Here is a 23,931-nt window from a genome sequence, read left to right as displayed (position 1 = left end):
AAATGAGCAGGCGGGTAGAAGTTGGTTTTAGTCAGCGTATTCAATTAAATTGGTTGGAACTTACAGCCAACCTTCTTTTAGCTGGTTCTACACGCTCAGAAATTCAAACAGCACTTAATGAATTTTTACAAGATAAGGTTTCAGTTGGCAGTCAAAGTAAATCTAGTGGCCGCAGAAAAACCATTTCGATACTGCTGAAAATCTGGGTTGGAGTGCCAACAAACCTAGAGCCTCTGCGAAATGAAGCTTTGGAACTTTTAAGGATCAGCCCATCTAATCAACACATAGTTATCCATTGGGGTATGGCTATGGCTGTTTACCCATTTTTCGGGACTGTTGCAGAAAATGTTGGGCGATTAATAAGATTACAGGGTTTATTTGCAGCAGCTTCTGTGCAAAGACGCATAAAAGAACAATTAGGCGAACGAGAAACAGTATCACGCGCAACTCAACGTCTAATGCGCTGTTTTGTGGATTGGGGAGTCCTGCAAGATACTAATGAAAAAGGTATATATCAGCCAGCATCAGTGCAATTAGTCGATAACAGGAGACTGGTAGCATGGCTAATAGAAGCAGTTTTAATAGCAAGTAATTCTAATTCCCAAGCTTTAGGTGTAATTAGCCAAACACCTGCATTATTTCCATTTGTAGTCAGTCCCATCAACCTTAGAGATGTAGAGAAAAATCAAAGACTAGAATTTTTCTGTCAAGGTCTTGATGAAAATATGGTGATGTTACGGAATTAGTTAAGTATCAATCTCTTGCCACCTGAACCTTTACGTTTTTTGTAGCATCTAAGTTTGAAGAGAATTATACCGCCAAAGTATCAACCTCAACATACAGTTAGAGATGTGATCGCGGACTTGTTGCCAGCCCCCTACTCCCCAAGCAAAACACTCAAGAATCGCATCCAGATTGGATGAAGGGAGAATATGCTAAGTACTTTGAAAAAATATTCCCAAATCTTGGTATAGTAATACTGTCTTTAAGCGGGTTAAGCAAAATCAGCAAAGAGCGATCGCCTCGTTTCAGTAAGAGGTAGACGAGCGATTGGGGAAATTCGTCGCCTGAAAGCAGAGGGCGAATCTTTTAGGCTTGTTAATTTTTTAAGGCGATATCTTAAATTGCTTCCTTGGCTGGGAGAATTACGCTGATTGCTTGAATAGTTGGCACTTTGAAAGGAAGATTTAAGCTATTCAAATTATTTTCTAAAAACTGTTCTGCATTGGCTAGCAATCGACTAATTTCATTCGCGTTTAGTTGACAAGCATTAGAAGATTCAGATATTTTCTTTAATTCTGGTAAGTATTGATTTAGTGTGGCTATTAGTTCCCAATCTTTCACAATAGTTGCTTGCTTGGATAAATCTATGCTTATTCCTACAACAGCTTGCCGTACATTAGACTGAATACCAGTCACGCGGTCAATAATCAAAAAGATAAATAAAGGTTGTTTCACACAAGGTAAGACAGTTACACAAGCAGTAAAACTCGTAGCTTCTGACAAAGCTGCATTAAACAGTTTGTGACCAACGCCAAGCAAATGATGTGCAGGATTTTTATCACCTCGGTAACGATTAAAGTGTACCTCTTCGTACTCTCTTTGAATTGCTGATTCAGTACGCCAAGTATCAGGTGTTATAAATGAAAAGCCTTTATCTGTAAATTTTATTCGTCGCTTATTCAGTTGCAACATTGTCAAAAAAAATGATTGTAAATCGGGTAAATCAAGTTGTGGTAGTAAAGGAGAAACTTGTTGAAAGTCAAATTTATCACAGCTCCCAACAATTTCCTGTACAGTAGCGATCGCATCCTTTCCACCAAACTTAGCAGTTTTGCTATCGAACCATTGATTCAAATCTTCATGATGTCTGTCAGCATCGCTAAAAATTTCTCGGAATAACTTTGGTGATGTCATCCCCAGAACAAGTTGTAGCAAATCTTCTGGTTCATCCATTACTTGCTGTAGAGATTGCATAATGTTATCAATCTTGCGATTGAGTTTGTCCCAAATTAGGGTTTCTACAGTCTGGGGGTTACGTAGTGTAATTACTTCTACTGCTCGTTTTTGCCCGTAACGATTCAAGCGCCCAACTCGTTGATGCAGACGCATGGGGTTCCAAGGCAAGTCTACATGAATCAGAGAATAACAATTTTCTTGCAAGTCGATACCTTCACCACCAGCCTCAGTGGAAATAAGAAATCTGACCTCTCCCTTGTTAAATTTTTCGGCAGCATTTTCGCGTTTCTCTCGCAGGCTTATAAATTGATTAGATGCGCTAATAACTCCCTCTGCAAGTTCGTCACCATTAATAAAAGTAACGCACTGATCGCCATATCGAGCAATCAACGCAGACATTAGTAATGATTGCGTTGCTTTATACTCTGTGAAAAAAAGCACTTGGCGGTCAGTAAACTGATTGGCAACCACATCCAGAATTTTCTGAATTTTTGTTTCTTCCCTGATGGCACTGGCAGCTTGTACAAGTTCTCTCAGACGAGGTTCCTCATCTTCCATGAGTCGGATCATTTCTGTTAATTCCAGAATCCGTTCTTCCAAACGATTAATTTCGTCACTATTGAGTTTTTCCTCGTCCTCAAGGTCATTGAATTCTTGCTCTACCTCCCGTTTTCGTTGTTTCACCTTATCGAGTTGCTTCCGATTGTTATCAATTCGTCTTAAGCGACCTTCTAATGCTCTGCGAATTGCTGCTACTGAGCTAGAAGCAAGCTTTTGCATACAAATCAGAATCAACATGACTGCGCGTTGGTTAAAATCATCAAGTCCAGAAGCATAAGCTTTTCCTGTCAGGATAAACTCAGTTAGCTGTTCGTAGAACAGTGACTCTTCAGGCGAATAATCGTAAATTTCCGATCGCACCTGTAGAGGTAGAAATAATTTATTCCCCTTCATATCTGTAACAGACTGCTTGTTGTTGCGAATCATTACACTTCGCAGCGACTGCAATTGCTCCTTCAAAAGTTTTTTGGGATGGAACAGGTCTTCTCGTAAAAGCTTAAGTAGAGAGAAAAACTCATAGTTTTTGCCGCGATGCGGTGTTCCCGAAAAAAACACAACTGAACGGACTTTTTTATACCTGTTAACTAACTTATCTATAAAACTATATCCAAGGGTCGGCCCACTTTGTTCATCAGCATTAAGATGGTGTGCCTCATCAACAATTAGTAAGTCCCAAGGTTCTGCATCAAATAGACGTTTATGGCGATCGCCGCTATTCTTGCGGAGTGTAGGCAATGAAGCAATTACCTGATGATGCGTGTTCCAGAAATCGCTTTTCGATGTATCTGCTTCAGTTAGGTATCGTGTACAGCGAATATCAAACATCACCCGCAGTCGGTTTTGCCACTGCTCAACAAGAGAAGCAGGGCAAACAATTAAGATACGCTTCACTGCTCCCTTACTCAAAAGTGTCCAAAGAATAAGACCTGCCTCAATAGTTTTCCCCAGGCCAACATCATCAGCAACTAAGCAACGGACTGGTAGTTCCTGAACAACCCGACGACAGACCCATAGTTGATGGGGTAGTAGAGCAATTCGTGCTAGAGAAAATATACCCCAAACATCATTAACCGAGCGTATTGCCAATGCTTGCACACGAGCAATCACCTCAAGCGAATTATGCGACTTTAAGGAATTGATAGCTTCTTGCAGTGAAGATAGACGAGCGAGTTCTTCTCTAGGACATTCTTCCAAACCATGCTCAAAACGGACAATAACCGTAGTTCCTTCATCAGTTCTTACCTGACCATTGCCGTGTTTGGGATGAGATACATTATTGCCTTGCTTGAATTCGATATCCATATTTAAAATCCTCATTCTCTCAGCCCATATATGATCTAGGAATTACTTGATCATTTGATAGTGTTACATAATCACTATCTTCACTAGAATATTCGTACTGTGAATGTTCTTCATCGGAAATACTTTCATACCAGCTGACATCATCTCGAACCTGTATTTTCGCAAGATTCAAGCGATTAGCTCGTGAAGGTTCTTCAGGATAGAGTTCAAAGGGAATATCAAAGCAGTGGTGAAAATTAGGTTCAACTTGTAAACCTAATCTCTCAAATCCCCCCTTTAAAAATTTATATATTATTGTGGATGTTTTATAATCTGGTTTACTTACATCTTGACAACCAAGACGTATTAACAATCGTCTTACATTTGCTCTAGGCACAAAACAGTGTTGATGAACAGATGGTTCGGTAATTGGATTAATAACCTCTAGACGTACCAGTTCTCTCAATACAAAGTTTGCGCCAATACCCAGTGGTAAGGGTGGCGCATCGGCTCCACCTCCTTGGAATGCCGGATTAGTTCTTGGAGCAATAATATGATGTAAATTAAAATTGGTCTGTATGTTTTCAATACTAAGGAAAGAATCAATATAAGCATCTAAGTAGCTAGCGATTCTATAAATGCTTGGGAACTTTTCCATCCAGTAATACCAAGTCGTATCTTCAACTTGCTTATCCATATACTCATCCAATACTTCCATCCATTTTTTAGAAAGCTCATGGGGATTACGTTCTGTAAATATTTCCCACCAAGATCGTTCTAAACAAAAACGAATAAACTCTCGATGCTGTTCATGCTTTGTACGACCCATTGTATGAGTAATGCCAATGAAGAAAAGCATTATCCATGCACTGCGATCGCGTTTCTGTAATTTCTGTTTAAGTTTATCAATGGTTATAGGATAAAGACGCTCATTATATTTCTTAATTTCAGTAATGTGATTTACTTGCCACCAAGTATAAATTTCTCTTAGTGTTTCATCTATATTAAACGTTGGAATTTCTGGGATAATTTCCTGAACAATTTCGTTGCGATTTTCTTCTAGTGATGAGTTACTGACCTCAGACCAAGTAATTTCTCCTCTAATAGCTCGTTGAACTTGTCTGCATTGCTCTTCTTGCTGAGAATTTACTCGCAATATTTCTTCTATCCCTTCATAATTTTCCATCCAAGTTCCAGTAATACGATACTGTAACGCATTTGTAAATGCTTGTTTTCTCTCATCTGATACTAAGTAATTACGAACAGCTTGTTTTTTATCATTTGTGTCAGCAGCAATAGCCCAATCTACCATTTCCTTGGGATCTATAATTTCTCTTTGTTCACGACAAGTCAGAAAAAACTCAAGGCTCTTTCCAGTGTAGCTGTGATGTAGCAAGCGATTATTAGGAGCAAATGCAGCCAGTAAACTTTCTTCATCCTTGGTTGTTCCTCTCAGCAAAAGTTTTGATGCTGAGACATATTTAGCATTATCTTCACTTTGAAAGTAAACATTTTTTAATTCTGCAACAATCTTATCGTACTCCTCACGAGCAGATTGTGTTGATTGTAAGCCCTTTAAAAAATCCCTGGTAATAATTTCGCCTAATGCATTTGCTGTGTTATGTGAAACTTGTTTATTTCCTAATTCCCATACTAAAACATCAGCAAATTGCAATTTACTCACATTACCTGGAACATTATTATCAAGTAGATTTTTGACATCTTGCCAAACTTTATTAGCAATGACATTGCTAGGATGGCACTTTTGCTGAAATACTTGCCAATTTGAAACTTTCTCAAAGTATTCTCGTTGATACAAAATACCATCAACACGATAAATTATGTTTTCTAAAAGAACTAATTGACGATATTTTGTACCGTATAACCCATTTGGTAATGCTGCTTTACTCGCAATCAAGTATCCCATAGAACAATATTCACCACCAAAAGCAGTTCTAATAATTTTGTTTGTACGTTCGCTATTACTTTCTAACCAATCAACTGCTAAAACTTCCCAAAGAAATTCCCAAAAAGTATATTCGTCCACTTCTCCAATCTGAAGATTTTCGCGCAGTGCTTGCCAATTAGAACGAGACAAATTAAATAGTTGGTCAAGTTTTTCACCTAATCCTTCACCTATTTTTTTGGCAATTTCAACATTGTGGTCAGAATTAGGGTCTAAGGTCGTGCGTCCTGTTGTCACATCAAACATTGCATTGACAACAAACCTTAGATGGAATTTTTCTTTTGTCGGGGCTGTTACCCAAAATGTAGGTAAGTTTGATAATGGTGAAGGTTTATCTGCAAAGTTTTTTGGAAGCGCAATTGCAATTGTTGCATCTTCTATCCGAAAGCATAGTAAATTACAAGTAATCCATTCTCGTGCTTTTTGTTTTATTGACTGAACTTTAATTTGTCCAAACTCAATACCTGCAATTCTTAAAACTGTTTTCGGTTTCCATGTAAAAGTTGGTTTTAAACACGAGTTTTCTACATCTACAAGTTTGCAGCTTTTTATGTATTTGGAAAAAACCAGTAATAAACTAACTTTATCTTCAAAATCATTAATAACTTCGTTGAAATTACTAATTGCATCTGGGTCAATTTTCAAACTAATAAGTGTACCATCTTTAATATTGGCTGAGGGTTGCTCACTTTGTAATTGCTTACGTAGCTTTTTTTGTAATTCACAATCAGCTAATTCACTGTGGCGACGGGGTAGAGCAAATGGGAGTAATCCTGCACAAACAGAAAAACATAAGTCATCACTCATTACAATTGGTTCTTGACTAATTAAGTGAACAGTTTTGAAACCTAATCCAAATTTACCAGTCCTACCTTCTGATTTGTTAGAAATATTAAAATTTAGCATTTTAAATAAGTCTCGATGAAAACCTTGCTCTCTAAAATCTTTATCGGGAGCATCAGGATGAACAAAACGATTAATTGGTCTACCCCAATACATTACAGTAAAGTACTGACTATCCCAGGAAATAACATAATGTAATCTGTCAGGGGAAATAGTTCCGGTCATTTCCTGAAGTTCAGCCAGAGAATCATCTGCATTCTGGAACAATTCAAAGGGTATGTTACTTGAATTATAACCATAATGCCCTTGCCCTATTTTTTTGCGAACGGCATTTAAGATGCCATCAGCAATTTCGTGATTTTCTTGAATTAAATTTTCAAGATATTTTTTAGCCTCATCACGCTTTTCCTCTACTTTTTTATTTTTAGAACTTACTTTTGTATCTAAACTATTACGCCGACGAAGCTCTTCAATTCTTAATTCTGCTTCCCAGTATTGATTTAAGTAACTATCAACATCAGGATGACGAACTCCTAACATACTTAAAATAGTATGTAAATTATTAAGAATTAAATTTCTAACCAGTTGTACATCTAATTGTTTAGAACTTGCTAAGTCTTCCCAAATTTCTTTAAAAGATTCTATAAGTTCTGTTCTATAGACTTTTTCAATTAATAGTTTTGCCGATTCAGCAAGTATAAGATGCAATTTATCAGCCAAAGACTCCTGGATATTAAAATCTAAAAGAGTTAATTCTTCTGTATTTTTATCTAGTGTACCAACAAATAAACTATCAACGATTCTATTGCGTGAGATTTGTGCTTTAAAAGCATTACCTAGCAAATTGTTTATATACTGAAAATTTGCGCTTTGAGATTTTATTTGGATTGCAAAATTCCTATTTCTTAGTTCTTCTGACCATAAAAACCTTTCTTTCAAATCTTCAAAATCACGTTGTTGTAAATAAAATTTACTCAGTTCTTTTATCTCTGTATTACTTCCCGAAATTAAGCATAGAAATCCACCTATCGCTTCTGAAGAGATATAACTAAGCCAAGGACGAAAATAATCTTCAAGAAGTTGAGCATCTGTTTTTTGAGAGTTATCTGTTAATGCTAATGCACTTTTGAGGATTTTTTTGCCTTGGACACTTGATGGATTAACATTATCTAAATATGTACTGAGAATTTCTCTTTGTTGGGTATTAAGAACATATTCTTTATCAATTCCTGTATTTACGCTTCCATCACAAAGTTTATCTGATGATTTCCATTGACAATTTTGATTCAGTAAGTCAATTTTAGACAATATTGATTGCTGAAAGTTTTGTCCAGACTGATAAGATATCTTTAAATACTCATTATAAATTAAAATCTCATTATCAGAAGGATTTGTATAAGTTTCGGAAAGCCACTTAAGTATTTTAACTATTTTTTCACAGCTATATAACGGCTTTAAAACTTTTGGTAAAATAAATTCCTTGACATTCTGGCTGGAAATTTTTTCTATTATTTTTAAAACAGGTAATTCTGTAAAATTATCAGATTTTAAAACTTGTATAAATTCCTGCAAGGGAAAATTATTTATATTAAAATTGCCAATATAATAATTTGATAACTGGCTTAATGAATTACCAATGGCGTTGAGAGCATCTTTATCTGTAGTAAATAAAGTTTGTAGTTGACTATGGTCAAGACAGAAATTAATATCAATACCATCATTTAACATAGCTGGAGTAACATAATCCCAAGGTTCTAGCTGTGTAAGTATCACAGTCGATTCATTTTTGAGAGCAGGGAAGTTAATAATTTTAATGGGATTAATTGGTCTACTTTTAGAGTCAAGTAGCCAAGTTTTCTTTTTCAATGATTCAAGATTTTCGTTGCTTATAGTTTGTTTTCTATCTTGTAATATCTTTAAAATTTTAATAATAAGTTTACACCAGACATGAGGTTGCTTAGTTTCATTTAGCAAAAAGTTGAGAATATTATTTTCATACCAATATGAATCAGAAAAAACTGGATTTAACTCATTTAAATGATGCTTTTCAAGATCCAACCTAGATAAAGTAACATAACTACTATTTTCTGCACGGAAAACTTTTTCTAATTCATCTTCTATATTAAATAGTTGTTTAATACCTTTGATATGTAGATTAACTAAATTTTCCGGAGAAATGATACCTCCTAACTTTAAAGGCAACCATTTAGTTTGTTTTAAGTTTGATATTAATTTTTCATTTACATGAGGTAATAGATTAAGGATTGTTAAATAAAATTTGACTGGATGCTCCTGATTCAAAATTATATTGATGGCTGTTTTTGGTGTCCACTTAGGAATCCAGTCTTGTCGTAATGTGTTGTCAATTTTAATGAGAGTAACAATATCTTTAAATTGGGAATTAAGAGGAAATTCATTGTTTTCTAAATAAGTATTAGTAGTAATGGAAACCAGCTTTCCATCTACTGTTTCATGGAATGGTAATTTATTCCACAACAATTCATGGCTGGAATCATTTGTAGATGATATTTGTCTCAAAACTTGTTGCCGTTCTTCTTGAGTAAAATCGTTTCCTGTAATAGATATTAAATTGGTTAATAAATCATTAATAATAGTTTCAGGTTCAATATATTGAATAGATAAGCTATTATAAATTTCTGACTTAATCTTACCTGCCAGAAGGTTTGGAATTATCCGCCACGATTCTAGAATTTTATGAGCAACCTTTTCCCATACAGGCTTTCCGCGTGAAACGTACAAAGTATCGTCATTTTCATATTTGTCTCTATTACCATGTAGTAAAAAGCGTAGTTCGTAAAAATTGCTGTGTTTATGTAAATTCATGAGATTATTTTCTCCAATAATTTCGTATAAGCTTTTACATGAGAAAATCGAGTAATTTTACACGATTTTCTACATTAGATAGTTCTGGTTTTTTACTAATCAACCTTAAACAACTAGAACAATCAAAGGGCTGTATATTTTTCTCTAATAACTTGTTGACAATTGTATTATTAGACAGAAAAATTGTCTCGTCTTTTAAGGCAGTTTGTAGGGCTATAGCAAAATTTCTACTATAATTTTCAGCCGTTGAATCATTTGAAAATAATAATTCTTTTTGTTGTAAATCTATAAGTTTTGTGGGAGTAAAAACCTCACAAGTTTCACTGCGGCAATTAAATATATAAATGAATTTTAAATCTTTAGTATATCCTCGAAAAATAAAGGTTTCTTCTTGAGTTAAAGCATCAAGTATTTGTATAATAAATGACTCATTCTGGCGAACATCAAGTTTTGAATGTTTGACTAAGCAAGAAACTATTACTCCTGCATCACGTCCTGAAATCTCAGGTTTTCTATTCCGTTGTGGAGCAAAATCCACTGGCAGAATTAAGATATTAACCTGACTTTGTATACTCTGCACTATTTGTATGTCATTATACGGGAATTTAAACCAACTTGATTCATGCAAAAGTTTAATCACTTTTTTAATAGATTCTTGTATGAAGATAAGATTTTGTGGTTTTAATTTAGTAAATACCTGTTTAAGAATGTCCTTTAAGCAGTTTTGTACTTTTTTAGTTAGTGAAACTGAAGTTAGTGATTTTAAAAATAATTCCAGTAGGTTAACTAAAAATTCTATACATTTAACTTGCTCAAATACTTTTTCTGGATTTAGAGATTTTAGTATTGCTTCAATTTCTGATTCTTCCCAGCTATCCTGCTTAGAAGAGATAAACAGATTAGGGCTTTCTAACAATACCAAGCAATATTCTTTAGCATATCTGTATAGTTCTGGAAACGCTAACCATATTTCCTCTGATATGTTTGGTAATGGCAAAAACTTTTGTGCTTTTTCAACTAGCTGCCAATCAGATTGTTTTGGCTGAAGTCGGTAAACCCAAAAATAATCAGTATAAATATATTCTTGACAAACCTGTGATTGAAATATTTTGGTTTTTCCCAATGCAGTACAAAGATTTGTAATGTCCTCTTGAGGAAGTTGATTTAGTCTACAAAATTCATTTAAAGCAGGTAAGATATTATACAAAGTACCAGCAGTAGCAAGAGTAGCATTCCATTGTCTAACCATCTCGTTCTCATTTTCAGGAAGTTTACAAGAGATTTTATCCTCACAAATATCCTTTAATACCTCAACATAACGCCGTCCAGAGTCAGGAAAGAAATAACCATGCAGTAGAAGGGTGTAATTCCAATTACCATCACATTGGCAATTTTGAAATTCAGTAACATCTGACTTCTCGTCTACCAGTGGTAAAAAAACTGCCCATTGAATGTTTAAGCTTCCTTCGCCTGGTATTGGAGTGCGAGAGAAGACAACTGCACAATGAGGAACTGCTTTATCAGGTTCGTTCTCTATGTTTCCTTCTTGATTTTTTGTATATGGCTTTGGCCAGTGTGTAGATTTTTTGATGTCATTTAGTGTTGTGGGGGGAGAAGGTAACAATTGATGAAATTGATTGGCTGCTAAAATAGCCTCCCTACCTGCATAATTAGTAATAATGGTTTGGGCATTTCGATTTCTTAGAGAAATACAGCCAAATAGCGATCGCTCCATTTTCGGAATATCTTTATGATTTGGTGCCTCTGATTTTGGATAAGAACAGGATTTTGCTTCTGCATCTAAGGAAACATGAAATTCTTCTTCTAATTCTCCTACATCATTAGGTAGCCAATAGTGAACTTCTCGAAGCGATCGCAACATAGGTAATAATGTAGTAATTTTCTCACCCATATTCTTAGGAAAGTCTTTTTCGATCAGACGCTCATCATAATAATTATCTACAATGCAGCGATTGTTATCAGCTTCTTTTCGTCGTAATGGTATCCAAAGAATGAAATATTGTTTACCTAGTAAAGCTTGATTACTCAAATAATTTTCTACAATTTCTTTATCTTTTACTGTTAGTTGTTTCCAGGTAGGTTGTTTTGGATCGGTAGGATTTGCCCAAGGATTAATAAATTGGAATCGGTAAGGATCACCTCTAAGCAATTCTGAACAAGCAATATAAAAAAAAGCTTCACAAAGGTGAAATATGCTTTTTTGTCCAAGTCCAAATTTTCCAATTTTAGCGGAGTCTTTAGCATTAAAATCTATTCCAAAGTAGCGAATCGCTTGAGCATCTTCATCACGAAAACTACCATCATTAATAAAAAATAAGGCAGGACATTGCAGCAGAGAATGACTTGCAGTGTCAAAACCACTAGATACTCCAATATCTAGCCTTTTAGCACCACCATCATTCGCATTTTGAATAATTTCTTTGATGATGGGAAAACCTTGTTTGTAACGTTCTTTAAGTAAGGTTTTAATTTGTATAGCTGCTGGGGGATACAAAAAACCTGTGCTGTCTTCACCTAGCTCTCTCATCTATCGCACCTTGTACTTGATAAACTACTTAAAATTTCTGTTTAAACAATACATCTTGCCGCACAAGATTTTTTGAGCAGCTTTAGTAGCTATCATAACTGCATAATTTAAAACTTACATAGAATAATGAATGGCATCTTTAGGCTGAATTAGAATAAATAACTACTCATAAGCAGGTATCAAGGCAAGCACCAATGAAAGAGTTATAATCGTGAAAAAGTAATAGTTAGTTTTAAGTATATACACTGAGAAATTAACTATCATATTAGGAATAAGGTTTTTGATATTTTGCCACCTAAGACTAACTGCTAAGGGCTTGAGGCTGCTGATGGGGAGGTGTTTTGATTATTGTCTTGCATAGGTTATTCAACAAATTTTAATTTTGATTACTATCGCATCTGTCGAATTTGTACTTAAGATGTGAATTCTGAAGCAATCTTTCGATTCCTTTTCGGATCAGCTCTGGTGGAACTCCGTCTAATTTCAACTCGCTTTGAATAAACTCATCAATTGAACTGGCTTTCGTCTTTTCTAAAAGCGCCAACATCTGTTGAGCTTGGGTTGTTGGTGTGGTTGACTCCTTAGTTTCAGCTTGAGAGGTTTGCTTATTACTTGGTGCAGAGTCAATAAAGTTTTTGGTATCCCGGTCATAACCAGAGAAATTCTTTAACAGAGGCATTGGTATCCATTCATTGATGCCGCCGTAATAAACTGCTCGACCAACTGGTGATTGTGCGGCAATCTCCATGACTTGGGTTGAAGTAATCTTGCGATCGCTGGGGATGAGTTGAGTGGCAATCATGGCGTTGTAAGCTGGGACGTTATCAGGATGAACCAACGCCACAGACGTTAACTGCGATCGCAGTCCGCCAGAAATGCCCAAGTCATCAGTGTGAGGGTTCTGCACGACAAGCCAGAAATGCCAACCGGAACTATCACCGCAAGAACAGTAAGAGATGATTTTGTCTTTGAGCCAGCCGATTTCACCCTTGGTATTTTTAAATTTAGAACAGACAGCCGTACCTTCATCCAAAATAATCAACTTGGAGCCAGAGATATTTTGAAATTCGGTAAAGCATTCTTTGACCCATTTGACAGCTTCGACCGGGGACATTTCTAGGATTTTAGCCCGTTTAAAAGTATCAACACGACCTTTGAAATAACCGGTTTCTTTCTCGTCACCTTTGGGGTCAATATAAAAGATGTGTATGCCAGGATGCAGTCGCTTGATAGCGTCGATTGCATTGCTAATGGTGATACCCTTGCCAGAACCAGGGACACCAACCCAAAGCATATTGGTAACTTTTTTAGCAATGTGGGCGATTAGGTCATACTGCACTTGGGGTTTAGTGGTGTAGGTAGAGATTTCGGTATTGACTGAAGGGGAAGAAGCAGGAGGCATGGGAGCAGGGGGCATGGAAGAAATTTCCCCGAAGCTCCCAGCTTCTTGCCCCGTTTCCTCTTCAAATCTTGCTCCCACACCAGGAATCGGTAATTGAGCAAATCGAGCTTGTGGGATACCAAGATTTTGCGGTTGTATCGCCTCTTGAATAACTGTTACTTGTTGGTAGTTAACTCGTGGGTCAATTGTCACTTGCGCTAAATGCCCAGACAATTGCTCACGGGTGGGAAACTGCCCACGTAGCTGAATAAACCAATCAAGTAACCAACGGTAAGCGTAAAATCTTTTTCCTGGCTCAACGGCGCTCAAGTATTCACACACCACATGAGATGATTGCTTGAGCATGGCAAACTCATACTTAGACATTGGCTCCAGATGCAGCATCAAGTCAGCCAGTTCATTTTTGCAGGCAAAGTATTCGTCCCTGGCAACACTATCTCCCATTGCCGAGAGGAATTCAAAAAAGCCACCACGTATAAAGGGAATCGGTGCAAATTGATGGGTATCGTTTAAGTCCTGAACAATTGACCATAGATAACCAACACCAGCTACGACTGCACCGATAGGAGCAAGAGGAGAGGTAGCATAACAAACTGCGCCAGTCGCCGCCGTCGCCAAAGTAATGAACTTAGCAAGATTCATGCCATTACGCTCATCTTTGGCGCGGACTAATAACTGATCTTGACGTTCCTGCAACCAAGAGGCGGTATTCCCAGCTTCCAAATACTCAATGCTGGGGTAATCGTCACGTAAAAGTGCCGTTTCTTTGGTTCCTAGCATTGGTATCAGTTGCTCCATCTTCTTCCCTCTTACTTAGTTAATTTCCAAATGTTGTAACCAATCTCGCCTGCCATCATTGAGGCTACGTTGTAAGCAAAACAAGCCAGGATTAAACCTGGGTTAGTGTAACGGAAAGGATTACGACCAACGAATGTGGTGGTGATGTCTAGTACCCAGAAAAATAGTGCGATCGCTCCACCTGTATGACGTTCTTTCATGCCAGCAGCTTTATAATCACCCCATAAAGCCACTGTCAGGTCGATATTCCCATTTGGTTTACTGCCGAGTGTGTATTGTTTTGATTCCTCAAACTCGTTCTTGGCCTGTTGTGGATCTTTACCACGCAATGTCCGAGCTTCCATCACTTGAACAAGTGCAGAGATACCGAAGCTAATCCAAAACAAGGGATTCAATAGGAGTTGTAACCAACCAATCCAACCAATCCATTCAGTTTCAAACCAGGGAAAAATCGGTTTTCCCTGAAATAAAACCTGCCAAATGCTATCAGTAGAAAGCAGTGTACCAATCCAGAAACCAATTGCACCAACGAGTTTGTATCCGGGTGTGCCTGGGGTAACGAATTGGGCAATAATATGTGAGATAAAGATGACTGGCAGTGAGATTAATGCCACAATCCACCGAGCTAATAACTCTAGGTAGTCACTCCCTCCTTTTTTCGACTCTCTTTGTGGTGATGATTCTGGTTTTGGTTGTGAATTAGATTTGTTTGGAGTGAGATATTTCATAGGTCGAACAATTGTAGATTGCCGATTGTAGATTGCCGATAGCGTAGCGTTAGCGACGTAGGAGCGTCTTGTAGACAAGAGAATTGACTGTACTTACAAGAGATGCAGCTTCTCTGATTTGAGATTTATTCCGCCCACTTTCCTGCTGGGCTTGTACCAAAAACATTCAATCTCCAATCTGCGATCTTCAATCTCCAATCTTCTTGGTCAATCATGAGAATCTTGGTACAGTGGCGAATTCTTACAAGCATTTTTGAACCGATATTTCCATTTCCATTGCCTTTGTTCAATTCGCCCAATACATAAACCAGTTGAGTCATACACAAAAACTGTCTCATCTTCTAAATAACCTGTAGTGTCAGGTCGAGGGTTACGTTTTTTTGAGTCTAGATAGTTCCTGATTCGTAATTTACTGAATGAGGGCGTAACTCCGAGAGAATTAATCTTGTCGGCGGTCGCTGCCCTTTGCTCGGCTTTAATGCGTTCTAGTTCTTCAGACTCACGAATAGTAATGCCGTGAGAGTAAGTTTTGAATTGGGCTGGCAGTTGTGATAACCAAGGACTTGCGATTAACCCCATGCCCAATAATCCCAACATCGCTTGCTTCTGGTATTTCATTGTTGAAGCCCATAGATACTTTGTGTTGTCTGGGGTGGCGGTGCATTAATAACGCGAACGTAAACAGACAGCCCAATGCAAACTAGAAAAAAAATGACTGAGAATCCGAAAAGATTCTCCTTGAAGAACTTGCGCCATTTTAAGTTGGAGACTGGAGTTGTTTGCTCAACAAAGAGCGTGTCAAATTTTTCAGATCCTGAATCGTCGCAGGTTGTGTAGACTTTTTTTCTGGTGTTGGGACTCCTAATTCGTCTAAAAATGCTTTCGGGTCAAAACCAGGGGTAGCAGTATTAGTGAGTTTTTGAACCTCTTGTTTTGCCTCATCCCCAGCCTTTAACCCGTACTCTTGGGTAATTTGTTGCCTGATTTCGGGATTCTTGGCCAACTGATAAATAAACGCTATTTCATCAAAACCTTGCTCTGTGCGTCGCTGTAATGAACGAGCATCAAGTTCACTCGTGATTTCATCGAACAATCCTTGCTCAAACTCATGAACTGCCAGCGCTTGAGCAACAGTCTTGCCTGCCACGATATCCAAGAATGCTTTAAAAGTTTCCCGACTGACTCCAACAAATTGTAATTGTTCAGTGGCCATGTCTATTGCATGAGTCTGTATATTCGCCAAATTGCTGCTACCTCCCAACAGCTTCGATTTGTCGAGGGTTGCTTGCGCTAGATTAAACAACTTTTCTAAGCGATCGCTGATATCCACAGGAAATTCTTGGGCATTTGGATCAACAGCTGGATCTGACTGAGCCAGTTGTTCTAACCCAGCAATGATTTGCTCTGGCTTGTAGTTAGCACTCAATAATTCAAATAATTCTGCACGAGTAAATATGCTATCCGACATGATGTGTTTCTCCTAAACTGTGTGATGTAAATCCTAATTGCTCTTGTTCAAACTGGGCACGGGTGTACTCGACTTTATTTGCTTCAACAATTGCTTCGACAAGAGCCTTTTTGTCAATCCCTTGAGTGATATCTCCAAACAATTCACCAATCTTTGCTATCACCCACACTTGATAAGATGTGATCGGTGCAGCACGGAGATTTTTCTCTTGGGCTAATGCCTGCATCCTTAAAAGTATTAATCTATACTCTGGAATCAAAGAAGCGACTTTTGCCCATCGTTCCAATGTCCGGGGACAAATACCTAAAATCTTCGCCGCTTTCGCTTTTGACATTGGTAAAACTAAGGGATTTACCCCTGATTGGCTTTGTTTTTGATTAAAAAGTTGTTTTCTCCATCCTGATTCCATGAACTTAGTCAAATCCGTATCAATAGCCTCAAAAAGATAGTCAATATCCGTAGCATCTAAGTGTCAATATGGATATCAATATGGATGTCCATGTGGATATCAATGACCAGTGTCTATTGACTGTCTATTGACCTTGCTCTTTTATAATAAAAAACCGCGCCAAGCGGTTCAAGCTACTAAGTTGACAACTTTGTTGACAACTTTGTTGATAACTTAGAAATTTTCAGTGGGATATTTACCAAGCTCCTTCGGAGCGGAAACTCTTACCTTCTTTCAACCATTTATTATGATGTATTGCGGCTAAAGCTTTTACTCTCGAAGATGGTTGACGATGAGTTCTAGATGATTTTTTGCAGGCATAAGCTGTCATTGTTCTGGCTCTAACATTTAAATATTCTGATGCCTGTTCATAACTCAATCCCCAAATTTCACAAAAAACTAATGGGTCAAGTTCTTTGATTTCTTCAGTTTGTGCGCTCATACTTTAGCTCAAAAGTTAAGTTTTGGGGTAACTGCCATTTCTGGCAGAAGCGATCACCTTCTTTGTCCGGTGGCGATCGCTTTAATTTATGCTTGGCTCTTTTATATCAACTGGGCAAATAATTTCCCGTATGGTCATTTTGAAGCCTGACTTTGTTTAACCAACACCGAACGCAAGTACCGCCGACACTCCCACTCTCCCCTATAAATCAGAATTCGCAGCGCCTGTATTTCCTGGATTGGAGAAACACAGATTTCAGCAATCGCAGCAATCAAATTCTGTTGCTGATGCACGTAATCTTGATGCTGCTGCTCTAGCACAGCAATCTTGGAGTTTAGTTGTTGTATCTGCCGTAACGCTTGCGTCAGGGACGATTCTTTGTTTCGAGAGCGATTATTTAGGGTTAATGTCATTTTCTTGCTCCTTCTTTAGATAGTTGAAAGCCTTGCCAATCGGGGCATTCCGCGCTCTCAATGCCTTCGGGATGAACAGAACAAATTAAAGGGGAGCCGTTGTAAGAGATCCCGTGATAGTATTTGCAACCTATACAACTGGTGGGTCTATTTAAAGGTCGAGGTCGGCGCAACATAACTTGGTCAATTTCATTTTGACCAGTAATTCGGTCAACCATGAATGCTGTGATCCCAGTCCCGGCTATTGCTCCACTAATGACGTACATGATATTTCTGCCGAGATATTGAGTGCCGAAATATCCACAAATAATTATTGCTGCTGCTGCACTAATACAAGAGAGAAAAACTGGTCGTTTCATATTTATTGCTGTTTTTTGGGTGGTTCGTGCTTAGATAACAGAGCGGCAAAATCATAAATCGTTACTGTTGGTTTTGGTTCCGGTTTTGGTTCCGGCTCCGATTTTGACTCTATTACCAGTTCTGGGCTACCCAAACCGACTGCATTTTTAATTTCCTGCTCCATATTTAGGTTCTCCTTGTTGATTAATTTGCTCCACCTGATCAATTGCATCCACTATTTCTCCTAAAATATTGAACGCATCATTTAGCACCACATTTTTTGATGTAGAGAAATACTGCGAAGACTGAATGTTGCGATAATCTCGGCTACTGCCAACAAGCCGCAATGTATGTTGACAGCCTTGTAAGATAGTCCGAATCTCTGATGTAGTTAACTTGATTTCCATTAGTGTTTTAACCTTGAAAAACTGAATCGATTTCGCCGTTATCAATAGCATTTTTGGCGTGACGAACAGCCTGGGTATGATTATCAAATGTTTGAGTCGTAGGAGTAGCCCAAGTTGTTTTTAGCAGTTCTGTTTTTCCCACATGAACATCTACAGCACCATGTGATAATTCCGTAGTCTCGATTTTGTAGCCGCCATGTTTAGTTTTGTACTCTTTCATTGCCCGTTTCTTTCCCTAAAATTTGTCCCGTTGAATACTGAGGCTTGCTCCGACCAAAGAACTGCCTAAGAAGGCGGAAAAACAGACCAACATAGCCCCAAGACTTCTGTTTTTCTGGTACTCCCAACCAGAGATGATTATGTTAGGGTTATTAGTCTCGATAATCTCCAGCCCCCAACACCCTATTGCCCCTACTCCTGAAAACCCAGTCAAGAGCAGAGAGACAATTGCAGTTGTTTCTATCGTGCGATCAATGAATACTTTGGGGTTAAATCTTTTTCGAGTCCGGCGTAGAACTAATTTATTACGGGTGTTTGAAGGCAGAGATGATTGATGAGTTACTTTATGGGTTTTCATTTCGCTTCGTCTAACTCCACAAAAAAACCTGCACCTGTATTCGTAATCTTTACTCTTCTTTGATTGACCAATGTTTGAATCACTCCCAAGCTAAAATTGATACTGCATAACCGAGCGCTGCCACCGCAACGACTTAGGTACTGAAGGCATAACTGGGAATGGTCTTTTGGGACTGGGTTAGCTTTTTTAAGCATGATGTCTTTCCTATTGTGATTTGTGGGGGTCAAAGCGCTGGGTGAAAAAAAATAGCCAAGCAGTATTAATGCTTGACTAAAGTGTTTTTGAATTTAAAGGTGAATTTCAGTTATTAGAAATTATCAAGATCGTCAAATTGATTTGTTGCAGAGTGCTTGTACGCTTTGGCTTTATTCATTTGATGACTAGAAGCTTTAATTACTGGAATTGCAGCTTCCTTAACAAAATCCTTTGCTTGTTGAAATAGAAATTGTGTCGTCCCTTGTGCATCTTCTTCTATTGGGTCAATTTGTCCCCATAGTGAGCAAGTTAATTCTAAAGATTCGTAGTCACCTAAATTGAACTTACGTGTGTAAGTTACAGCAATAGTCTTGATTTCCATAATTTACCCAAACAATTTTTCAAAATGAAATGTAGCTATTTAGCATCTCTTAGAAAGTGACGCTTCTCAAATTACAAATGTCGCCAGAAGTTCTTACTGATAGTCTTGAGACTGACAGTTTCTGGTTCAGATTTCGGCAATTCTTTGGACTGAATAGCTACAGGTTCATTCACCAGTAAAGAATTGAGCAGTTCTTGTTGATAATCGACATCTGCAACAGTACGGTAAATTCCGTGATAATCTATCTGCATTCCCAAAGGCGTAGGGACAATTTTCAGATACTCGTTAAGGGCAAGTATGTAGCTATCACCAAAGTTCCTGTTTGCAACAGCCTGACGTATAGCATTTAATAGTTGTATCGCTCGTCTGATATCTGAAATACTGCGTTCGCCATCCATTTGTGGCTGACTTTCTCTGTAGCCCTTAGATTTTTTTTCGGCTACCAGATTGTGAAATTTAGCAACCGCTCTTTGATAACTTCCTAATGTGTGGATTTTGGTTTGTGCCTGATAACCAACACGTCCCCATTGGACTATTAAGTTGCTGCCTTCAGCTTTTGCGCTCCAGAACTTGTTGCTGTTGTTAACAGCGTCAACAAAAACAAGATATGTTTCCATAGTTTTCATGCTGGAATTATTGAACAGGTGAATATCTAATTTTTAGATATTCACCTGTAATTAGTTATTGAATCGTCAATAATCGGGCATTACCCCAACGCAATTGATGTTGCAAAGCTTCTAAAATTGTTTCAGCATCGTCAACAGTTAGTCCATTTAGCTCAGAACAGAGATTTATTAACACTTCTGGAATACCATCACACAGGAATCTCTCAAAGTCTCCATCTTTCAAAGCTTCTGTAACCAAATAGTTATCAGGAGTACATATTTGTTGCATAAAAACATATTGCGACAAAGTTGTACGTAGCAAGAGTTTCGTTTTTCTGTCCAGTTGTTCTAAATATGCACCATGTTTTTCAACTAACTGGTCGATTTTTTCGGTTTGACCGTAATAAGTTACCAAGTCTGTATTTGCCATTTGATTTACCTTGAAATTAGAAATATCATTGTCAAGCAATTGAAGATTGCCGATAGCGAAGCGTTAGCGAGTCCGCGAGCGTCTTGGAGATTGGAGATTGACTGCACTCACCAGGGATGCAGCTTCTCTGATAGGAGATTGTAGATTTCAGATTTATTCCGCCCACTTTCTTGCGGGCTTGTACCGAATTCAATCTGCAATCTGCCCTCTACAATCTGCAATCTTCCGGGTCAATCCAAGCCAATTCACTCTCTTTTTGGCGTAGCAATTGTCTCTTTTGAGCAATGCAATTTCTCTTGAACACAACAGGAGAAATCTCGGACTTTATCAATTCATGTTGCGAAACTTGGCAGTACGCAAAGACGCTTGTTTCGCCCCGATGACAGGACTACTTGCTGCCCTCGCAGTCTTAGACCAAGCTTGCATTCGCTCCACTGCCGCCGCATCCTGAACGGCAAGTGGGGTAATGGAATGGCTGCAATTTTCTAAATCTCCCAGCGTCACTTGCTGCGGTCGCCCTTCGTCAAACGCCAGTAGTGCCGCTTCTGCTGCTAGAGTTTCCAGTTCGGCTCCTGAAAACTTCGCGGTGTTTGCAGCGATCGCTTCCAGATATTCGCCTTCGACCACAATGCCAAAACGCTCCAGGTGAATTTTCAGGATTTGACATCGCTCCGGTTCGGTTGGTAAGTCAACAAAAAAGTTTTCATCAAATCTTCCCTTCCTCTTGAGTTCACTTGGTAGTGCTGACGGGTCGTTGCAGGTAGCTACAACAAACACGCCAGCCGTACACTCACTCATAAATGTGAGCAGATTTCCCAGGATTCGCTGGGAAACTCCACTTGTGTCACCAATCCCCGAAAGTGCTTTTTCTATCTCATCAACCCATAATACGCATGGGGCAATAGCTTCAGCCGTTTTAAGTGCGCGGCGGACATTGCCTTCAGATTCACCAACTAGAGAACCAAGGAGGGACGCAATATCAAGTTGTAGGAGTGGTAGATTCAGTATAGTTGCGATGTTTTTAGCAAGTAAACTTTTACCAACTCCGGGAGGCCCCGCCAACAATACGCCTTTGGGTTGCGGCAGATGCAGCGATCGCGCTTCAATAGTGAACAGTCGCCGCCGCCTCATCAGCCATTCGCGCAGTAAATCGAGTCCGCCAAAGGGGATAGTTGCAGGTTTGCCTAACTCAATTCCCATCTGAGCCAGCAGCCGAGTTTTGTACTCGACTATTAGAGGCGTAACTGTGGCATCAATCAAAATACCATTCCGGCTCAAACGCTCTTTAACGGTCAGTCGCAAGAAATCGCTGACTTCCTCTAACGTCAGTCCCAGCGCTGCCCGTGCAAAGGTTTCTTTTTCTTCATAACTCAGGGACACTCGAAATGTGACATCCTGCTCAGTAGCAGATTCTTCAAGAAAAACCAGATATGACTCGAAGTGGTCTTGAATTTGGCCAATGTTCGGTAGTGGCACTTCACACCAGGGGATCAGCCTAACTAGAGTTTCGTGCAGTTCGATGTTTTGACCCAGTAGCACGATCCGTTTTTCTGTAGGTTTGAGCCGATGGTAAAGGTTTTTCACTCTGGTCAAGATTTCCCAACTCATCTGTGGGGAATTCTTGCCAAGAAATGGGTGTATGTCCCCCAGAATAAACACGCCAACGCCATCAAAGTTATTGATATAGTCGAATACGAACAGCAACGGATCTGTATGAGCAGGTCTTTTGTACTCTGGCACTGACTTAAACACTAGCCCACCATCCGGTGCAATCAGGCATTGCTCCAGGCTGGATACTCCCAGGTTCCAAAAGAAAACTGGACTGTTGAGTTTTTCTTTAGCTTCGGTTGTCAACCACTGAATGATAGTTGCCTCATCGGGGGACAGGACATCAACTGCGGCGATCGGGATTTGGGAATCAAGTGTGGAGAGAAGATTTGAGAGTTTCATGTCAATTATTCAAATATTTCACTTATGAAATGGCGAAGCCTTTATGATCAGCAGTTACCAGCCGAGTTAAGACTGGTAACTGATGACTGATTACTGACGCAAACGTGTTTGATTACTGTTCGTAGTCCGAAGTTGTTGGGTTTGGGCTTGGTTGAGTCGATGGGGGATATTATTCCCCGCACCTCTCATTTAGATCCGTGCGTACCCGTTTCCGTGTACACGGCTCCCGATGTTCTTAGCTTGCGCTTTTGCTCATGTGCTTGTAATCGTGGCAACTCTCGTGAATCGCTTCAAGATTATTTTTCCTCCAGTTGGCGTGATTTCCATCAATGTGATGCAGGTGAACCCGTTCCTCATCAATGAATTTCAAACCGCAGGATGCACATTTATGGTTTTGCTTTTTAAGAGTTTTAGAGGTTTCGCCGTCATAGAGTTTACTGTTACGTTCACTCCAATAGACTGTATCTCCGTCATAGGGGGATTTGATTCCTTTGACCATGACGTGGCTACCTTCGGAGTAGGGAACCTTCGGAAATGCTTTGTCTAGTAATTTCTTGCTAGTGTAGCGGTTTTGCTTGGTTTCCTTGTTGAATACCGTATAAGCTCTTTTTTGGATGTGGTATAACGAGTTTCTAGACCCGTCCATCTTGCAGAACTTATGGTAATTTCTCCAACCTCTAACTACCGGGGCTAATTTCTCAGCCTTTGTGGTAGCACCATAATTCGAGTTGTTGACGATGTGTTTTACTTTCTTACGGAAAGCTTTAAAGTTATCTACTGAGGGAGTACTTCTAAACTTTCCATTGCTCTGAACTTTGAAGTTCCAGCCGAGGAAATCAAACCCGTCTGTCGCGGCGGTAACTTTGGTTTTCTTTTGGCTTACATTCATTCCGCGTTTGCGGAGGAACTCGCTGATTCTTTCAAGTATCTCTGTTGCATCATCTTCGGGTCGGAGTATGATAACCATGTCATCAGCGTATCGGGCTGATGGCTCGACGATTGACTTATTTGGTGTTTTGTCGTGTACCTTGCTACCTTTTTTATAGTCGTAGTGGTATCTGTGTATACTCTCAATCCCGTTAAGTGCAATGTTGGCTAATAGTGGGCTAACTACTCCCCCTTGGGGCGTTCCTTGTTCGGGGAATTCTGGGTTAACTCCTGCCTTGAGGCATCGGTATATTCCGAGTTTTAAGCTTTTAGGGGCAATGAGTTCGTCCATAATTGCTGAGTGGTTAATCCTGTCGAAAGTGGGTAGCTAGCTAGCGAGGTTTCCAAGCCTTGGCTCCTTTTCTAACTAGCCCCCTCCGAACCGTGCTTACGAGTTTCCAGGTACACGGCTCTCCAG

General features: G+C 38.9%; 21 protein-coding genes and 1 pseudogene. 1 reads left to right on the top strand and 21 read right to left on the bottom strand.

Annotated elements, in window-relative coordinates:
• Positions 1-2: 2 nt before the first annotated feature.
• Positions 3-746: a hypothetical protein gene (locus H6G86_RS30090; protein WP_190937383.1), complete on the top strand. Its 744-nt coding sequence runs from the start codon at positions 3-5 to the stop codon at positions 744-746.
• A 373-nt stretch (positions 747-1,119) separates the two neighbouring features.
• Here H6G86_RS30090 and H6G86_RS30085 read toward each other — a convergent pair whose 3' ends face one another.
• The 21 genes and pseudogenes from H6G86_RS30085 to H6G86_RS29985 form a co-directional block, all read right to left on the bottom strand.
• Entirely contained in the window at positions 1,120-3,822 is a 2,703-nt protein-coding gene (locus H6G86_RS30085) for a DEAD/DEAH box helicase (protein WP_190937382.1), read from the bottom strand.
• 19 nt (positions 3,823-3,841) lie between these two features.
• Positions 3,842-9,454, bottom strand: a complete 5,613-nt coding sequence (locus H6G86_RS30080) for a hypothetical protein (RefSeq protein WP_190937381.1) — start codon at positions 9,452-9,454, stop codon at positions 3,842-3,844.
• A gap of 34 nt (positions 9,455-9,488) precedes the next feature.
• Positions 9,489-12,002, bottom strand: coding sequence for a sacsin N-terminal ATP-binding-like domain-containing protein (locus H6G86_RS30075; RefSeq protein ID WP_190937380.1), 2,514 nt, complete (start codon positions 12,000-12,002; stop codon positions 9,489-9,491).
• Positions 12,003-12,378: 376 nt separating this feature from the next.
• Positions 12,379-14,202: a hypothetical protein gene (locus tag H6G86_RS30070; protein WP_190937379.1), complete on the bottom strand. Its 1,824-nt coding sequence runs from the start codon at positions 14,200-14,202 to the stop codon at positions 12,379-12,381.
• An 11-nt stretch (positions 14,203-14,213) separates the two neighbouring features.
• Entirely contained in the window at positions 14,214-15,008 is a 795-nt protein-coding gene (locus H6G86_RS30065; protein ID WP_313931493.1) for a hypothetical protein, read from the bottom strand.
• A gap of 129 nt (positions 15,009-15,137) precedes the next feature.
• On the bottom strand, positions 15,138-15,548 hold the full coding sequence (locus tag H6G86_RS30060) for a hypothetical protein (protein ID WP_190937378.1): 411 nt from the start codon (positions 15,546-15,548) through the stop codon (positions 15,138-15,140).
• Between the two features lie 139 nt (positions 15,549-15,687).
• The gene (locus H6G86_RS30055) at positions 15,688-16,398 is read right to left on the bottom strand and encodes a hypothetical protein (protein WP_190937377.1); all 711 of its coding nucleotides are present in this window, start codon (positions 16,396-16,398) and stop codon (positions 15,688-15,690) included.
• On the bottom strand, positions 16,388-16,732 hold the full coding sequence (locus tag H6G86_RS30050; RefSeq protein ID WP_242065037.1) for a MerR family transcriptional regulator: 345 nt from the start codon (positions 16,730-16,732) through the stop codon (positions 16,388-16,390). Before H6G86_RS30050 ends, H6G86_RS30055 begins: the two co-directional genes overlap by 11 nt.
• 310 nt (positions 16,733-17,042) lie before the next feature.
• Complete coding sequence (locus H6G86_RS30045; protein WP_190937375.1) at positions 17,043-17,288, bottom strand: hypothetical protein; 246 nt, start codon at positions 17,286-17,288, stop codon at positions 17,043-17,045.
• A gap of 134 nt (positions 17,289-17,422) precedes the next feature.
• Positions 17,423-17,701 carry a hypothetical protein gene (locus tag H6G86_RS30040; protein WP_190937374.1) on the bottom strand — a complete coding sequence of 93 codons (279 nt, stop codon included), beginning with the start codon at positions 17,699-17,701 and terminating at the stop codon, positions 17,423-17,425.
• Positions 17,698-18,060, bottom strand: coding sequence for a hypothetical protein (locus H6G86_RS30035; RefSeq protein WP_190937373.1), 363 nt, complete (start codon positions 18,058-18,060; stop codon positions 17,698-17,700). The genes H6G86_RS30040 and H6G86_RS30035 overlap by 4 nt, the downstream gene beginning before the upstream one ends.
• 2 nt (positions 18,061-18,062) lie before the next feature.
• Complete coding sequence (locus H6G86_RS30030; RefSeq protein ID WP_190937372.1) at positions 18,063-18,224, bottom strand: hypothetical protein; 162 nt, start codon at positions 18,222-18,224, stop codon at positions 18,063-18,065.
• Positions 18,208-18,447: a hypothetical protein gene (locus H6G86_RS30025; protein WP_190937371.1), complete on the bottom strand. Its 240-nt coding sequence runs from the start codon at positions 18,445-18,447 to the stop codon at positions 18,208-18,210. Before H6G86_RS30025 ends, H6G86_RS30030 begins: the two co-directional genes overlap by 17 nt.
• A gap of 7 nt (positions 18,448-18,454) precedes the next feature.
• The gene (locus tag H6G86_RS30020; RefSeq protein WP_190937370.1) at positions 18,455-18,667 is read right to left on the bottom strand and encodes a hypothetical protein; all 213 of its coding nucleotides are present in this window, start codon (positions 18,665-18,667) and stop codon (positions 18,455-18,457) included.
• Between the two features lie 15 nt (positions 18,668-18,682).
• Positions 18,683-19,024 (bottom strand): hypothetical protein, encoded by a 342-nt coding sequence (locus H6G86_RS30015; protein ID WP_190937369.1) that lies wholly within the window; start codon positions 19,022-19,024, stop codon positions 18,683-18,685.
• A complete protein-coding gene (locus tag H6G86_RS30010) occupies positions 19,021-19,218 on the bottom strand; it encodes a hypothetical protein (RefSeq protein ID WP_190937368.1) in 198 nt (65 codons plus the stop codon). Before H6G86_RS30010 ends, H6G86_RS30015 begins: the two co-directional genes overlap by 4 nt.
• Before the next feature lie 113 nt (positions 19,219-19,331).
• A complete protein-coding gene (locus H6G86_RS30005; RefSeq protein WP_190937367.1) occupies positions 19,332-19,601 on the bottom strand; it encodes a hypothetical protein in 270 nt (89 codons plus the stop codon).
• A 71-nt stretch (positions 19,602-19,672) separates the two neighbouring features.
• Positions 19,673-20,218 (bottom strand): WGR domain-containing protein, encoded by a 546-nt coding sequence (locus H6G86_RS30000; protein WP_190937366.1) that lies wholly within the window; start codon positions 20,216-20,218, stop codon positions 19,673-19,675.
• A gap of 64 nt (positions 20,219-20,282) precedes the next feature.
• Positions 20,283-20,636, bottom strand: a complete 354-nt coding sequence (locus H6G86_RS29995; RefSeq protein WP_190937365.1) for a hypothetical protein — start codon at positions 20,634-20,636, stop codon at positions 20,283-20,285.
• Positions 20,637-20,963: 327 nt separating this feature from the next.
• Positions 20,964-22,586 (bottom strand): AAA family ATPase, encoded by a 1,623-nt coding sequence (locus H6G86_RS29990; protein WP_190937364.1) that lies wholly within the window; start codon positions 22,584-22,586, stop codon positions 20,964-20,966.
• 235 nt (positions 22,587-22,821) lie between these two features.
• Positions 22,822-23,832, bottom strand: a pseudogene (locus H6G86_RS29985) (reverse transcriptase domain-containing protein); the annotation flags it as partial.
• Positions 23,833-23,931: the final 99 nt, after the last annotated feature.

It is taken from the genome of Nostoc sp. FACHB-133 (assembly GCF_014698055.1).
Lineage (GTDB): Bacteria > Cyanobacteriota > Cyanobacteriia > Cyanobacteriales > Nostocaceae > Nostoc.
The sequence above is the reverse complement of the archived record's forward strand: the minus strand, read 5'-3'. Positions and strand labels throughout refer to the sequence as shown.

Coding starts and splice junctions, on each gene's coding strand:
- H6G86_RS30090 (WP_190937383.1), top strand. CDS start 3: ATGAGCAGGCGGGTAGAAGTTGGTTTTAGTCAGCGTATTCAATTAAAT.
- H6G86_RS30085 (WP_190937382.1), bottom strand. CDS start 3,822: ATGGATATCGAATTCAAGCAAGGCAATAATGTATCTCATCCCAAACAC.
- H6G86_RS30080 (WP_190937381.1), bottom strand. CDS start 9,454: ATGAATTTACATAAACACAGCAATTTTTACGAACTACGCTTTTTACTA.
- H6G86_RS30075 (WP_190937380.1), bottom strand. CDS start 12,002: ATGAGAGAGCTAGGTGAAGACAGCACAGGTTTTTTGTATCCCCCAGCA.
- H6G86_RS30070 (WP_190937379.1), bottom strand. CDS start 14,202: ATGGAGCAACTGATACCAATGCTAGGAACCAAAGAAACGGCACTTTTA.
- H6G86_RS30060 (WP_190937378.1), bottom strand. CDS start 15,548: ATGAAATACCAGAAGCAAGCGATGTTGGGATTATTGGGCATGGGGTTA.
- H6G86_RS30055 (WP_190937377.1), bottom strand. CDS start 16,398: ATGTCGGATAGCATATTTACTCGTGCAGAATTATTTGAATTATTGAGT.
- H6G86_RS30050 (WP_242065037.1), bottom strand. CDS start 16,732: ATGTCAAAAGCGAAAGCGGCGAAGATTTTAGGTATTTGTCCCCGGACA.
- H6G86_RS30045 (WP_190937375.1), bottom strand. CDS start 17,288: ATGAGCGCACAAACTGAAGAAATCAAAGAACTTGACCCATTAGTTTTT.
- H6G86_RS30040 (WP_190937374.1), bottom strand. CDS start 17,701: ATGACATTAACCCTAAATAATCGCTCTCGAAACAAAGAATCGTCCCTG.
- H6G86_RS30035 (WP_190937373.1), bottom strand. CDS start 18,060: ATGAAACGACCAGTTTTTCTCTCTTGTATTAGTGCAGCAGCAGCAATA.
- H6G86_RS30030 (WP_190937372.1), bottom strand. CDS start 18,224: ATGGAGCAGGAAATTAAAAATGCAGTCGGTTTGGGTAGCCCAGAACTG.
- H6G86_RS30025 (WP_190937371.1), bottom strand. CDS start 18,447: ATGGAAATCAAGTTAACTACATCAGAGATTCGGACTATCTTACAAGGC.
- H6G86_RS30020 (WP_190937370.1), bottom strand. CDS start 18,667: ATGAAAGAGTACAAAACTAAACATGGCGGCTACAAAATCGAGACTACG.
- H6G86_RS30015 (WP_190937369.1), bottom strand. CDS start 19,024: ATGAAAACCCATAAAGTAACTCATCAATCATCTCTGCCTTCAAACACC.
- H6G86_RS30010 (WP_190937368.1), bottom strand. CDS start 19,218: ATGCTTAAAAAAGCTAACCCAGTCCCAAAAGACCATTCCCAGTTATGC.
- H6G86_RS30005 (WP_190937367.1), bottom strand. CDS start 19,601: ATGGAAATCAAGACTATTGCTGTAACTTACACACGTAAGTTCAATTTA.
- H6G86_RS30000 (WP_190937366.1), bottom strand. CDS start 20,218: ATGGAAACATATCTTGTTTTTGTTGACGCTGTTAACAACAGCAACAAG.
- H6G86_RS29995 (WP_190937365.1), bottom strand. CDS start 20,636: ATGGCAAATACAGACTTGGTAACTTATTACGGTCAAACCGAAAAAATC.
- H6G86_RS29990 (WP_190937364.1), bottom strand. CDS start 22,586: ATGAAACTCTCAAATCTTCTCTCCACACTTGATTCCCAAATCCCGATC.